The following is a 15,010-nucleotide window of genomic DNA, read 5'->3' on the forward strand; positions in this document are numbered from 1 at the left end:
ATAAAACCGCATAGACTCCAAAAACTACTAACAAGGGAGTGGATGAAATGAGTGAAAATAGAATTAAATGGATCTTCAGAATATCACTATTATTACTAGCATTTTTGACTATCTATATTTTTTTGAAATTGGCACCAGTTTGGCTCCCAATTCTTTTACTCTTAAAAACATTTCTGGTTCCTTTCGTTTTTTCTATTTTTATCGCTTATTTACTACATCCTATCATCGAAAAAATCAGCAATCGTGGAGTACCGAGATCCCTTGCAATCCTACTGATTTATTTGGTTTTTTTCGGTGGGGTTGGTTTTGGTATATACAAAGGAATTCCGGTGATTCTTGCACAGCTCAAGGATCTTGCTGAGAGCTTTCCGGAATTCAGTAAGACCTACAGGGTCTGGTTAAAAGAAATTGAATCAGGAAGTTCACAGCTTCCTGCTTTTGTTCACGCACAGCTTGATGATTTGCTTAATTCGCTAGAAAATTATGTGGATTTTCTGCTTTCAAGGACAATTGAATTTTTGAAAGCATTGTTTAATTCCATTTTCATCATTGCTATCATTCCATTCATTGTTTTTTATTTGTTGAAGGATCACGACCAAATGATGAAAGCACTTTGGTATATAACGCCTCGAAAACTTAGAAGAGCTGGTCAGCTTTTTTTTCAAGATGTTGATGAGTCGTTGGGGAATTATATCAGAGGGCAGTTGATTGTTTGTTTGCTTGTTGGAACAACAGCTTCAGTTGCATTTTGGATTTCCGGTATGAAATATCCCTTATTATTTGGAAGCATTGTTGGTATAACGAATATCATTCCATACTTCGGTCCAATCATTGGTGCAATTCCTGCCGCTATTATAGCTGCAACCATTTCAATCAAAATGCTTATCATCGTGGTTCTTGTTGTGTTTGGCCTTCAGTTTATCGAAGGAAACCTGCTTTCACCAATTATTGTCGGGAAAAGCTTACGATTACATCCGATTGTGATAATAGCGGCGTTATTAGTAGGAGGAGAAGTTGGTGGAGTGGTAGGCCTGATTGTGGCTGTTCCGGTTGTAGCCATATTAAAGGTGTTTATTGTTCACGCGAAACAGCATTTTACAGTTGCTAGAAAGGAACATTAACACAATGAACGCCGACGTTGACAAACATTTTTGACTTGAATATAATTGACAAGAACTAGGTAATACATAATGTAACAATTTAATCACAATCAGTGAAAACTATGAAGGAATCAGTATGTTACAGTACCATCAAACCAGAGAGAAATTTCCAAGGCTGAGAGGAATTTCGGATGAAGGGTAACAGAAAGCTACTCCTGAGTGTAGGTAAACCTACCGGTGAATACCGTTATCAATATACGAAGGTGATGGACACTATTTCTTTGTGTCCATAATCAGGGTGGTACCGCGAGCATACTCTCGTCCCTGTTTTTAGGGGATTAGAGTATTTTTTTATGTCTAAAATGTAATTGGAGGTAATGAAATGAAACAGTTAACATCAGCTCAAGTTCGCCAAATGTTTTTGGATTTTTTCCAATCAAAGGGGCATGCAATAGAACCAAGTGCTTCCTTAGTTCCACATGAAGATCCGTCCTTACTATGGATTAATAGTGGTGTTGCGACTTTAAAAAAATATTTTGATGGACGTGTAATCCCTCAAAATCCAAGAATTTGTAATGCACAAAAATCGATTCGTACAAATGACATTGAAAATGTTGGAAAAACAGCACGCCACCATACTTTCTTTGAAATGCTAGGGAATTTTTCCATTGGTGATTATTTCAAAGAGGAAGCAATTGAATGGGCGTGGGAATTTTTAACAAGCAAAGACTGGATTGGCTTTGACCCAGAGAAGCTTTCTGTTACGATTCATCCTGAGGATGATGAAGCGTTTGAGCTTTGGAATAAAAAGATAGGAATTCCTGAGGAGCGAATCATTCGTCTTGAAGGAAACTTTTGGGATATCGGTGAAGGTCCAAGTGGTCCAAATACAGAAATCTTCTTTGACAGAGGTGAAGAATTTGGAAACGACCCGAATGATCCAGAATTATATCCAGGTGGAGAAAATGAGCGATATTTAGAAATCTGGAACCTTGTGTTCTCACAATTTAATCATAATCCAGATGGTTCTTATACACCACTACCAAAAAAGAATATTGATACAGGAATGGGTCTTGAAAGAATGTGCTCTGTTATTCAAAACGTGCCTACGAACTTTGACACAGATCTATTTATGCCGATTATAGAGGCAACTGAATCCATTTCAGGTGAAAAATATCGTCAATCAAAAGAAAAGGATGAAGCATTTAAAGTTATTGCTGACCACATCCGTACAGTTACATTTGCAGTAGGTGATGGGGCGCTTCCTTCCAATGAAGGTCGAGGTTATGTAATCAGACGCTTATTAAGACGCGCTGTACGTTATGCAAAACAAATATCCATCAACCGTCCGTTCATGTATGAACTCGTTCCAGTTGTTGGGGAGATTATGGTTGATTTTTATCCGGAAGTTAAAGAGAAGACTGAATTTATTCAGAAAGTCGTGAAAACAGAAGAGGAACGCTTCCACGAAACTTTACATGATGGATTAGCAATACTATCAACTGTTATTCAAAAGGAAAAAGCAAAAGGCAGTAACATTATTTCAGGTGCAGATGTCTTCCGTTTATATGATACGTATGGTTTCCCTGTTGAATTAACTGAGGAATACGCTGAAGAAGAAGGTATGAAAGTCGACCACAACGGCTTTGAGCGTGAAATGGAAAGTCAACGTGAACGAGCAAGATCTGCTCGTCAAGATGTTGATTCCATGCAGGTCCAAAGCGGGGTTCTTGGTGAAATTAAAGTTGAAAGTACATTTGTTGGGTATGATGAACTTGAAGCTGAATCAACCGTTCTTGTCATCGTAAAAGACGGAGAAATGGTGGAGAAGGCAAATGAAGGTGACGAAATTCAACTTATTTTAGACCAAACACCTTTTTACGCTGAGAGTGGTGGACAAATCGCGGATGGAGGTACAGTTGAAAACGAAAATACAAAACTAGTTGTAAAAGACGTTCAAAAAGCGCCTAATGGACAAAACCTTCATCGGGTAGTTGTTGAAAAAGGAAGTTTAACAAAAGGTGACAAGCTTCATTCGAAGGTTGACCAAGAGAATCGTTCGGGTGTTATTAAAAACCACACGGCAACTCACTTGTTACATCAAGCATTAAAAGATGTGCTCGGTGCGCACGTAAACCAAGCGGGTTCACTTGTGACATCTAATCGTTTACGTTTTGACTTCTCTCATTTTGGTCAAATTAAGCAAGCCGAGATTGAGCAAATTGAAGCGATTGTGAATGAAAAAGTGTGGAGCAGCATCCCAGTTAATATTGACAATAAATCTCTAGCTGAGGCAAAAGCAATGGGAGCAATGGCCCTATTCGGTGAAAAATATGGCAACATCGTTCGTGTTGTTCAGGTTGGTGACTATAGTTTAGAGCTTTGTGGTGGTTGTCATGTACCAAATACATCAACTATCGGGTTATTCAAAATCGTTTCTGAGTCCGGAATAGGCGCAGGTACACGCCGTATTGAAGCTGTAACTGGTGAAGCGGCATATCATGTAATCAATGACCAAGTAAAAATGCTACAGGAAGTTGCTAGCCTATTAAAAACAAAGCCTGCAGAAGTTCCAAGTCGTATTGAAGCATTACAACTTGAAATTCGCAATTTGCATCGTGAAAATGAATCACTTTCAGCAAAACTTGGCAATATAGAAGCTGGAAGCCTGGTTGAAAAAGCGAAAGAAATTAATGGCGCAACTGTTTTATATAGTAAGGTAAATGCCCAAGATATGAATAATCTTCGTGCAATGGTAGATGACTTAAAGCAAAAGCTTGGGTCAGCAGTAATTGTCTTAGGTTCTGTAAACGAAGACAAGGTAAACTTAACGGCTGGTGTAACAAAAGACTTAATTGAAAAAGGTTTCCATGCCGGAAAATTAATTAAGGAAGTAGCAACTCGTTGTGGTGGGGGCGGTGGTGGCCGACCTGATATGGCGCAAGCGGGTGGTAAAAATCCAGAACAACTTGAATCCGCACTACAATTTGTAGAAGAATGGGTAAAAAGTATCTAAAATAAGTGAATTTGTATCATACTGTCACAAAAGTATGATACAAAATGTCACTTCTTGTTTCTATTTAGTTGTGATTAGTGTACAATGAGTGGTAAGATTTACATGTACGGATGCGGACACCAGAATCTAAAGAGTGAGGTGCAAAACTTGAGCTCATTTGATAAAACGATGAAATTCAACTTTCCAGAGGAACCAGTTGAAACAAATGTAAATGAAGTATTATTCAATGTTTATGATGCTCTTCAAGAAAAAGGATATAATCCAATTAATCAAATTGTAGGATACTTGTTATCCGGAGATCCTGCATACATTCCACGTCATAATGATGCAAGGAATATTATCCGAAAGCTTGAACGAGATGAAATAATCGAGGAGTTAGTTAAGTCGTATTTAAAGATCCATCGTGAGGGGTAAAACGAATGAGGATTCTCGGTTTGGACGTCGGCTCTAAAACAGTCGGTGTCGCCGTTAGTGATGAAATGGGCTGGACTGCTCAAGGCATTGAAACAATCAAGATAAATGAAGAACGACAGCAGTTTGGCTTAGAAAGACTTGGTGAAATTATCAAGGAATATAAAGTAGAATCTGTTGTGATTGGTTTACCTAAGAATATGAATGGAACTATTGGACCACGTGGTGAAGCCAGTCAATACTATGCGGATATGGTACAAGAGAAATTCGGTTTGCCTGTTGTATTGTGGGACGAGCGTCTCTCAACAGTAGCAGCTGAACGTGTCCTATTATCAGCGGATGTAAGTCGAAAAAAGAGAAAGCAGGTCATTGATAAAATGGCTGCAGTCATGATCCTCCAGGGGTATCTAGATAGTAAAAATTAATGAGGTGGATTAAAATGGAACATGGTGAAAAGCAAATAACAGTAATTGACGAGCAAGGAAATGAAATTCTTTGTGAGGTTTTATTTACATTCGAATCAGAAGAATTTGGAAAATCATACGTCCTTTACTATCCTGTAAGTGATGAAAATGAAGATGATGAAGACATCGAAATTCATGCATCAAGCTTCAGCCCTTCTGAAGACGGAGAAGATGGTGAACTAAAACCAATCGAAACGGAAGAAGAATGGGACCTTGTCGAAGAAATGTTAAATACATTCCTTGATGAAGAAGGAGAAGAATAAAAACAGCCTCGGGCTGTTTTTTTCTTTTGGCTCCTTTCTAATTATTTGTTGCTTTTATAAGATATGCAAACAAAGTTGATTGAAGCGGAAGGCGGCGACTCCTCGAAAATGTATTCACATTTTCTTCGTGCGTGGGTTATTTCAAAGAAGCAAATTCAATGTCCAGCGTGAAAAGCGTGAAACTTGAGACCCCGCAGGAGCGTATGCGACAAGGAGGCTCAAGTCACGCCCGCGGAAAGCGGCCGCCTGCAGTGAAGATCAACGGCGTCAAAGACAAAAAAAACCTGCAAAGGCAGTCTATGTTTTTCTCCAACTTATGGCTTAAAAAATTTCAATTGATACCTAAAAATGCACGAAATTTTTAGAAAAAACTGCAAAAATATAGTGAATTCTCCCTAAAATTGACGAATTAGATAAAAAAATGTAGTATAATAATTCGAGTGAGGGGAGGATTTTCGATATATGTCTGATAACGAATCGAAAAAGGATTTATATAAAAAGAATCTGCAAGAACGGCATAGAGAAGCCAAAACAATCCGTAAAATTGTGTTTATCGTATTTATCGTTATATTAGTAGTTTTATCTGGAATAATTGGCGGAGGCTATTTATATATAAAATCAGCACTTGAGCCTGTTGACCCTACGAATAAGGAACCAATCGAAGTAACTATACCAATTGGTTCGTCGCCAACAGCGATTGCAAGAATCCTTGAAGAAAATAATATTGTGAAACACGCAAAAGTTTTTCGTTATTACACAAAATTTAAAAATGTATCAGGTTTTCAGGCTGGCGAATATACATTTAATCAATCTATGAATTTTGACCAAATCATTGAAAGTCTGAAATCAGGAATCCTTATGGGAGAAGCAGCTTTTAAACTAGTGATACCAGAAGGAAAACAACTTGAAGAAATTGCAACAATTATTGCGGAGCAAACCGGTTATACTCAGGAAGAGATCATGGAAAAGGTCGATGACCCTGCCTATGTTAAAGACTTGATTAGCAGGTTTCCAAATACACTATCGGATGAAATTTTAAACAAGGATATTAAACATCCACTAGAAGGTTATTTATTCCCAGCAACGTATTCATTTTATGAGAAAAAACCTTCAATTGAATCCATAGTCGAAACCATGCTAGAACAAACGGATAAAATCCTAGTGAAATACGTAGGGCTAATGGAAGGGAACAACTACATTGATTCTACTCATAAACTATTAACCATGGCGTCATTAATAGAAGAAGAGGCAACGGCACAAACAGACCGTGAGCAAATTTCCAGCGTATTTTATAATCGTCTAGATGATGGAATGCCACTTCAGACCGACCCTACTGTTCTTTATGCATTAGGAGAACATAAAAAACGTGTCCTATATGATCATCTTGAAGTGAACTCGCCATACAACACATATAAAAACCAAGGTTTAACACCTGGACCAATTGCAAATGCCGGTGAATCATCCTTATCAGCTGCCTTAAATCCTGCAGAGACTGATTATTTATATTTCTTAGCCGCTCCAACAGGAGAAGTGTATTACTCCAAGACATTAGAAGAGCATAACGCTAAAAAAGCACAGTATATAACCAATCAAGAATAACTTACTAGGGAACCCAATATGGCGTTCCCTTTTTCTTTATGGTAAAATAAGTTGGAACTTTATTCAGTAGATATCACTCTCATTTATAGTGGGATTAAGTATTAGTTAAAAACCTTCTTGTGGGTTATAACACGGACTGAATAAAATTAGCCTCCGGCGGATGCAAAGATTTTTCAAAGGAAGTTTTTCGAGCATGCTCGAAAAACTCTGGCGCAAATACGCCAATGCGTATTTGATTAGGTATACAAAAACAAATGACTGCACTTTTTAACCAATACCACCATACTGAAATGGAGGTTTTTTTCTTGTTATCAAGCAAAATAACCAATTATCTAGAAGATCTATTTCCAAAAAGAGACGAAATCATTGAAGAAATTGAACAATATGCAAAAGAAAACAATGTACCAATTATGGAACTAGTAGGCATTGAAACAATGCTTCAAATATTGCGTATATCTGAGCCAAAGCAAATTTTAGAAATTGGAACAGCAATCGGCTATTCTGCGATTCGAATGGCTCAGGCACTTCCAAAGACAAAAATTGTCACTATTGAAAGGGATCTAGAAAGATACGAAAAAGCCCTTGAAAATATTGAACGAACAAGGACAGGCTCACAAATTGAAGTGATTTTCGGGGATGCTCTTGAAGCTGCTGAAGAAGTAAAGAAACATGGGGAATTTGATTGCATTTTTATCGATGCTGCTAAAGGGCAATATCGACATTTTTTTGACATCTATGAAAAATGCCTTTCAAAGGATGGTTTAATTGTAACGGATAATGTACTATTTAAAGGGCTTGTTGCAGAGGAACAAATTGAGAGTAAAAGAATAAGAAATCTTGTTACAAAAATTAAATCCTATAATGAATGGCTCCTTGCACACCCAGATTATCTGACTACTATCTTACCTGTTGGGGATGGGGTTGCATTAAGTAAAAGAAGAGGTGTAACGGAATGAAGAAACCAGAGTTGCTGGTGACTCCTACATGTGTAGAAGATATTGAACCACTGATAAATGCTGGTGCTACAGCATTTATTATTGGTGAACAACGATACGGCTTACGTCTTGCAGGTGAATTTAACCGGGAGGAAATAGTAAAAGCAGTTGAGGTTGCTCATGCACATGACGCTAAAATATATATTGCAATGAATGCTCTTTTCCACAATGAAAAGGTCCCTGAGTTAGGAGACTATGTTGCGTTTCTACGTGATAGCAATGTTGATGCGATTGTTTTTGGTGACCCTGCCGTACTGATGACTGTTAAAGAGGTTGCACCAGAAATGAAACTTCACTGGAATACTGAAACAACAGCGACAAATTGGTATACATGCAATTACTGGGGCAGAAAAGGCTCAAAGCGTGCAGTTCTAGCACGTGAGTTAAATATGGATGCAATTGTTGAAATTAAGGACAATGCAGAAGTTGAAATTGAAGTTCAAGTACATGGAATGATGTGCATGTTCCAATCGAAGCGTTCCTTAGTCGGAAACTATTTCGAATATCAAGGCAATGTAATGGAAATTGAAAATCGCAAAAAAGAAAAAGATATGTTTCTATTTGATGAAGAGCGCGGTAATAAATATCCTATTTTTGAAGACGAAAATGGCACTCATATCATGAGCCCAAATGATGTGTGTATTGTCGATGAACTGGAAGAAATGATTGATGCTGGTGTAGATAGCTTTAAAATTGAGGGGATTTTAAAATCAACAGAGTATCTGATTGAGGTTACAAAAATCTATCGAAAAGCAATAGACTTATGTGTCGAAAATCGTGATGAGTATGAAGATATCAAGGATGAATTATTAACGAAACTTGAGAAACTTCAACCAACTAATCGACCACTAGATACAGGTTTCTATTTTAAAGAAACAGTTTACTAACTTTATTCATTAGAAGACTGAATAAAGCTAGAGCCTCCGGCGGAGACATGCGATTTTTAAAGGAAGTTTTTCTAGCAGTAAGATCAAAGACTAAGAACGCCACTTCCTGTGGCAACGTCTTTATGACCCACTTCCTGTGGGCCTAAAATCTGGGCGCAATATGCCAAGGCGCATTTGATATAAAGTGATAAAGGAGGATATTGTATGACAGCAGTTGTGAAAGAACCTATTTCAAAAATAGTAGACGGCAAACGTGTAATTGTTAAAAAACCTGAATTGCTTGCTCCAGCAGGTAACCTTGAAAAACTAAAAATTGCTGTTCATTATGGGGCGGATGCTGTTTTTATTGGTGGTCAAGAATATGGATTGCGTTCAAATGCTGATAATTTTACATTAGAAGAAATCGCAGAAGGTGTCGAATTTGCGAAAAAATATGGTGCGAAAATCTATGTTACAACAAATATATTTGCTCATAATGAAAATATAGATGGATTAGATGAATACTTGGTCGGACTAGAAAATGCTGGAGTATCTGGAATTATTGTAGCAGATCCACTTATTATTGAAACGTGCAAGCGAGTGGCTCCAAAGATGGAAGTACACTTAAGTACACAGCAATCACTTTCTAACTGGAAGGCTGTTCAATTTTGGAAAGAAGAGGGATTAGAACGTGTTGTTTTAGCGCGTGAAACAAGTGCCGAAGAAATAAAAGAAATGAAGGAAAAGGTCGATATTGAAATCGAAACTTTTGTTCATGGTGCGATGTGTATTGCCTATTCTGGACGTTGTACATTAAGTAATCATATGACAGCCCGCGATTCGAATCGTGGTGGTTGTTGCCAATCATGTCGTTGGGATTACGATTTATTTAAGTTGGATGAAAATGAAAATGAAGTAGCCCTTTTTGATGATAGTGATGCTCCATTTGCAATGAGTCCAAAAGATTTAAAGCTAATCGAATCGATTCCACGCATGATTGAATTAGGAATTGATAGCTTGAAAATTGAAGGACGAATGAAGTCAATTCATTATATTGCAACAGTAGTAAGTGTTTATCGTAAAGTTATCGATGCGTATAGTGCTGATCCAGATAATTTCGTCATAGATGAAGAGTGGCTTAAAGAGCTTGATAAATGTGCAAATCGTGAGACGGCTCCTGCCTTCTTTGAAGGGGTTCCTGGTGTATCAGAGCAAATGTATGGTATGCATAGTAAAAAAACAACTTATGATTTTGCGGGTCTCGTGTTAGACTATGAGAAGGAATCAGGAATTGTAACGTTACAACAGCGCAATTACTTTAAAAAGGGAGACCAGGTTGAATTTTTCGGCCCTGAAATTGACAACTTTACACAAACAGTTGATACGATTTGGGATGAGGACGGAAACGAAATAGAAGCTGCGAAACATCCATTGCAAATTGTTTCATTTAAAGTGGACAAGCCTGTTTATCCAAACAACATGATGCGAAAGGGGAAGTAAGATGAGCAGAAAGCCAATTGTCATTGGCATTGCTGGGGGCTCAGGATCTGGTAAAACAAGTGTTTCCAAAGCCATTTATGAGCATTTTAGAGGCCATTCAATCATGATGATTGAGCAGGATTCCTATTACAAAGATCAAAGTGATATACCTTTTGAAGATAGATTAAGTACAAATTATGATCATCCATTGGCTTTTGACAATGATTTACTCATTGAGCATATTAAAAATCTTCTTGAATATAAAGGTATAAGAAAACCAGTTTATGACTATAAATTTCATACAAGGTCTTCTGAAGTGATCGATGTTGAACCTAAAGATGTCATTATTTTAGAAGGAATTCTTGTTCTTGAGGATGAAAGATTACGCGATCTGATGGATATTAAGCTATATGTTGACACGGACGCCGATATCCGCATCATCCGAAGAATGCTACGTGACATAAAAGACCGTGGCCGTACGTTAGATTCTGTTATCGAACAGTATGAAACAGTGGTTCGTCCGATGCATAATCAATTCATTGAACCAACGAAGAGATATGCAGACATTATCATCCCCGAAGGTGGACAAAATCACGTTGCAATAGACCTAATGGTAACAAAAATTCAAACAATTCTTGAACAAAAAGTGATTTTGTAATAACATAACAGAGAAAAAGGTGTTATGATAGTACAATCAATAAGGAAAGGAATGGTGGTAATTTTCTACCATTCCTTTCCCTACATACAATAAAGAAACAAATCGTACTACATATTTTAACTTAAAAGCAATCACAGGGGGATTGTAACGACTACAAGGAGTGAAGGGATTATGGTAGAGAAAGTATTTCCTATGACATTAGAAGGAAAGCAAAAATTAGAGCAGGAATTAGAGCATTTAAAGACAGTTAAGCGCAAAGAAGTAGTTGAGCGCATTAAAATTGCAAGAAGCTTTGGGGATCTTTCAGAGAACTCAGAGTATGACTCTGCGAAAGATGAACAAGCATTTGTTGAAGGACGTATTACAACAATTGAAAATATGATCCGTAATGCAAAGATTATTGAAGAAGACGCTGACAGTGCTGGCCGTGTTTCACTAGGAAAATCTGTGACGTTTATTGAACTTCCAGATGGTGAAGAAGAAACATATACAATTGTAGGAAGTGCAGAAGCAGACCCATTTGAAGGAAAAATCTCAAATGACTCTCCAATTGCCAAAAGCCTTTTAGGTAAACATGTTGGTGATAAGGTAACTGTTCAAACTCCAGGTGGAGAAATGCTTGTCGAAATCACTAAGATTGACTAGTATTGACATTGCACTAGGACTTTTTATAACATTTTAATATGTATAAATAGTGTGACACCTCGTCGAAACTGTAGACGAGGTGTTTTTTCTATGGCTATTAAAAGACGAGCAGTACTAATTCTGATATTCATTCTGTTAGGCTTAGCTGGATTAATGGGCAGGCTTATACAATTACAGCTAGTAAGTACAGAATCATTTACGGATCGAGATGTGAATTTAATTGAGGCAAGTGTATCGCAACGAACTCAAGAACTTGTTATTGATCAAGGCCGTGGTAGATTTATTGACCGAAATAAAAAGGCGTTAACTCATGAATATTATCCTACACTCGTGTTGTTTCCTTTTTTAAAAAACGTTGAATGGCCAGTTGAAGAAGTGGCGGATATTGTAAATATTCCTGCTTCAAAACTAAAAAATGAAATCCATGAAGCGAAAAAACCGGTTATTGTAGGTGGAGAAAGACCCATAGAATTAACGGAAACGCAAATGAATAATATCAATAACCTCCAAATTCCTGGTGTATTTGCTGTCCATCGTCAATATGAACTCGATAGTGAAATCGCCGAACACTTAATCGGTTTAATCCGGGAAAACAGAGAGTTGTTTGAAAAACGTTATCCAGAGAAAAACTATTTACCGAAAAATACAAAGCTAGGTATCACTGGTTTACAATCTACGTTTGATGAATTTTTATTACCAGAAGGAGAAGCGAAGCTTTTATATCACGTAGCAGGCGATGGAGGACCTTTATTCGGTATTGATGTAAAGTACACAGCACCTGCAAATCCTTATTATCCAGTTGCTATTCAGACAACACTTGATCGAGACCTCCAGATGTTAACAGAAGAGATACTTGATAAGCATGATTTGAAAAAGGGTGGAATTGTTCTTCTTGATATTGAATCTAACGATTTACTTGCTATGGTGAGCAAACCAGATATAAATTCATCAAACCCATTTAGGGATGGTTCTGCAGAAAATCAAATGATTATGCCACAATTCCCTGGTTCTGTATTTAAGACAGTCATAGCCGCAGCTACAATTGAAAATCAACAAATCTCAAACGATCGAATGTTTAATTGTGACCAAGATTTGTACGGAGAAGGGCGAGCCGAATACCCACATGGTATGCTGAACTTTCAGGATAGCTTTGCAAAAAGCTGTAATTTCACCTTTGCTAAGCTCGCGCAAGAATTAATACAAAAAGACCAAAACGTTATTGAACAGTATTCAGAAATGCTTGGTTTACTTGGACCAGTTGGTTGGAATGGGGATGTATTCCGATTTCAAGATTTTAAGCAGCTACCAAATGAATACAATGGTCGAATTTGGACGGATGAACGTGACAAAAAAGTAGCAAAAGCAGTTGCGCAAACAGCAATTGGCCAAAAGGATGTTAGAGTAACTCCATTGGGAATTGCAAATATGATGGCAACTATTGCTCGTGGCGGATCCAAAAAGGAAGTTCGTACAGTTAGTGATGTATTATATAAAAACGGAACAACTCTATTCTCATTTTCGAAACAGGATATGGACGGACCAAAAATCGCTCCTTATACGGCAAGTAAACTTCAAGAATTATTAAGGGGAGTGGTTTTATCCGGAACGGGACAAAGGTTCGCACAACTTCCCTATACTGTAGCCGGAAAATCTGGTACTGCTGAGACAGGAAAAAAACAAGGTGATGCAGTCCTTGTAAATAAATGGTTTGCAGGTTATTTTCCATTTGAAAAACCAAAGTACGCGCTTGTCGTCGTCGATTTAGAACAGCCAGGATCAAAATCTGTAACCAATACTGTTTTTTATGAAATTGTACAAGGGATATATCAATTGGAACAGGAAAAAGGTACCAATCAAAGCGACTGATAAAGAAATGTCTTCAACCTTTCTTTCACACATGCTAGAATAAGAAGATAGTTTACTGATTAATAGTCGTTTTTAGGAGGTACTATTATATGGGGTATGAGATAAACAAACTGAATGAAGGGCCTCGATCTGAAAGAAGAGCGAAAAGAAAAAAGGTAAATCGAATTTTAAATATTTTAATTGTCCTTGTGGTTGTTATGATCGTCTTTTTTGGAGGAAAGTTAATTTTTGGTGATAAAAATGTTGATGATTCAGTAGCTTCCAAACAGACAAACCAACCGTCAAATGATAATGGAAAAGCTGCTCCAGATCCTTCAGACAACAAAGAGAATGAAGCAGAGAAAACTTCTGGCGAAACAAATGAACAAACGAAAGAAGACACCAAAGAAGAATCGCCTGAAGAAAATGAAGAGCAAAAAACAACAGAATCGGAAGAATCTGAAGTGATTACAGAAGGTGATCCTGAATCAAATATTGTGAAAACAATCGTTAATTCTGCTTGGAAGCCTGTCGGTACTGAACAAGCAGAACCACATACAACGAACTTCGCTCCTGATTCAGTTGACCGAAATGAAATGGAAATGGCTACAAGCTATGCCACTGGCTTTGACCGCTCAGATATGGTTGTGTGGTGGCTTGGCAGAAATGGTGGAAATTCGATAACTGCTACGGTTTCATCAAAAACAACAAAACAAGTACTTAAAGTATATTTAGATTGGGTTCCTAACGAAGGCTGGAAACCAACTAAAATTGAAGAATTAAAAGAAAATGACAGTGAAACTTATAAAAACTATAAAACTTCAGAACCTGATGAAGACGAAAACGAACCAGATGAGGATGAAGATTAAGTAAACGCAGGATATTCCTGCGTTTTTTTGTGCCGTTTTCTCAACTAATAATTGATAATAGCAGTATAATATGTTAAATTTAGAACAATTCATTGTTTAATTCATACTATACTTATAGGAATAATAATCAATTGCGGAGAGTGAGAAAAATGGGACGAGAATTTTTAGATGTTTTTGAAGGTTGGGCGGAATCCTATGATTCAACTGTGACCGGTCATGATGTGGAATATAAAGAAGTGTTTTCACGATATGATGACATTTTAAATGATGTTGTACAAAAATCTGGCCATGCTGTTTTGGAGTTTGGTGTTGGCACAGGAAATCTCACTCAAAAATTACTTAACGATAATAAAAAAGTGTATGGAGTGGAACCATCAAAGCCGATGCGGGAAATCGCATTAGAAAAGCTTCATAACTTTGCTTTTGAAATAGAAGATGGAGACTTTATTGTTTTCAATAAGCCAGCTGCTCAGATTGATACTATTGTAAGTACGTATGCATTTCACCACTTAACTGACACCGAGAAAAAACAAGCTATTTCACAATATAGCAACTTGCTTGAAAAAGGTGGTAAAATAGTGTTTGCGGATACAATGTTTGAGAATAAACAAGAATATACAATGACGATTCATTCCGCAAAACAAAATGGCTTTCATAACCTTGCAAAAGATCTAGAGACGGAATATTACACAACTATTCCTGTATTACGTGAAATTGCAGAGCAAAATGGCTTTACTGTTGATTTTACACGTTTTAATCATTTTGTATGGGTCATGGAGGCAACGAAACAGTAAATACGA

14 protein-coding genes and 1 other annotated feature are annotated in these 15,010 nt (G+C 37.3%); all 14 genes read left to right on the forward strand.

What is annotated here, in order from left to right:
- The first annotated feature begins 47 nt into the window (after positions 1 to 47).
- Positions 48 to 1,121: an AI-2E family transporter gene (locus AC6CHV_RS13835; RefSeq protein ID WP_498079063.1), complete on the forward strand. Its 1,074-nt coding sequence runs from the start codon at positions 48 to 50 to the stop codon at positions 1,119 to 1,121.
- Positions 1,122 to 1,213: 92 nt separating this feature from the next.
- Positions 1,214 to 1,429 (forward strand) — a binding site (T-box leader).
- Positions 1,430 to 1,482: 53 nt separating this feature from the next.
- Entirely contained in the window at positions 1,483 to 4,116 is a 2,634-nt protein-coding gene (gene alaS, locus AC6CHV_RS13840; RefSeq protein WP_341330778.1) for an alanine--tRNA ligase, read from the forward strand.
- A gap of 147 nt (positions 4,117 to 4,263) precedes the next feature.
- Positions 4,264 to 4,530 carry an IreB family regulatory phosphoprotein gene (locus tag AC6CHV_RS13845; RefSeq protein WP_010678229.1) on the forward strand — a complete coding sequence of 89 codons (267 nt, stop codon included), beginning with the start codon at positions 4,264 to 4,266 and terminating at the stop codon, positions 4,528 to 4,530.
- A 5-nt stretch (positions 4,531 to 4,535) separates the two neighbouring features.
- Positions 4,536 to 4,952 (forward strand): Holliday junction resolvase RuvX, encoded by a 417-nt coding sequence (gene ruvX, locus AC6CHV_RS13850; protein WP_121447297.1) that lies wholly within the window; start codon positions 4,536 to 4,538, stop codon positions 4,950 to 4,952.
- Between the two features lie 14 nt (positions 4,953 to 4,966).
- Positions 4,967 to 5,254 (forward strand): DUF1292 domain-containing protein, encoded by a 288-nt coding sequence (locus AC6CHV_RS13855; protein ID WP_341330779.1) that lies wholly within the window; start codon positions 4,967 to 4,969, stop codon positions 5,252 to 5,254.
- 462 nt (positions 5,255 to 5,716) lie between these two features.
- Positions 5,717 to 6,853 carry an endolytic transglycosylase MltG gene (gene mltG / locus AC6CHV_RS13860; protein ID WP_498079064.1) on the forward strand — a complete coding sequence of 379 codons (1,137 nt, stop codon included), beginning with the start codon at positions 5,717 to 5,719 and terminating at the stop codon, positions 6,851 to 6,853.
- A 305-nt stretch (positions 6,854 to 7,158) separates the two neighbouring features.
- Positions 7,159 to 7,809 (forward strand): O-methyltransferase, encoded by a 651-nt coding sequence (locus tag AC6CHV_RS13865; protein ID WP_341330781.1) that lies wholly within the window; start codon positions 7,159 to 7,161, stop codon positions 7,807 to 7,809.
- The gene (locus AC6CHV_RS13870; protein WP_498079065.1) at positions 7,806 to 8,735 is read left to right on the forward strand and encodes a U32 family peptidase; all 930 of its coding nucleotides are present in this window, start codon (positions 7,806 to 7,808) and stop codon (positions 8,733 to 8,735) included. Before AC6CHV_RS13865 ends, AC6CHV_RS13870 begins: the two co-directional genes overlap by 4 nt.
- A gap of 204 nt (positions 8,736 to 8,939) precedes the next feature.
- Complete coding sequence (locus tag AC6CHV_RS13875; RefSeq protein WP_498079066.1) at positions 8,940 to 10,214, forward strand: U32 family peptidase C-terminal domain-containing protein; 1,275 nt, start codon at positions 8,940 to 8,942, stop codon at positions 10,212 to 10,214.
- A gap of 1 nt (position 10,215) precedes the next feature.
- A complete protein-coding gene (udk, locus tag AC6CHV_RS13880; protein WP_121447291.1) occupies positions 10,216 to 10,851 on the forward strand; it encodes a uridine kinase in 636 nt (211 codons plus the stop codon).
- A 168-nt stretch (positions 10,852 to 11,019) separates the two neighbouring features.
- Positions 11,020 to 11,496 (forward strand): transcription elongation factor GreA, encoded by a 477-nt coding sequence (gene greA, locus AC6CHV_RS13885; RefSeq protein WP_099352177.1) that lies wholly within the window; start codon positions 11,020 to 11,022, stop codon positions 11,494 to 11,496.
- A 90-nt stretch (positions 11,497 to 11,586) separates the two neighbouring features.
- Positions 11,587 to 13,362 carry a penicillin-binding transpeptidase domain-containing protein gene (locus AC6CHV_RS13890; protein WP_498079067.1) on the forward strand — a complete coding sequence of 592 codons (1,776 nt, stop codon included), beginning with the start codon at positions 11,587 to 11,589 and terminating at the stop codon, positions 13,360 to 13,362.
- 89 nt (positions 13,363 to 13,451) lie between these two features.
- Positions 13,452 to 14,210: a DUF1510 family protein gene (locus AC6CHV_RS13895; protein WP_498079068.1), complete on the forward strand. Its 759-nt coding sequence runs from the start codon at positions 13,452 to 13,454 to the stop codon at positions 14,208 to 14,210.
- 149 nt (positions 14,211 to 14,359) lie between these two features.
- Positions 14,360 to 15,004 (forward strand): methyltransferase domain-containing protein, encoded by a 645-nt coding sequence (locus tag AC6CHV_RS13900; RefSeq protein ID WP_498079069.1) that lies wholly within the window; start codon positions 14,360 to 14,362, stop codon positions 15,002 to 15,004.
- Positions 15,005 to 15,010: the final 6 nt, after the last annotated feature.

The organism is Ferdinandcohnia sp. GQ5 (assembly GCF_059759275.1).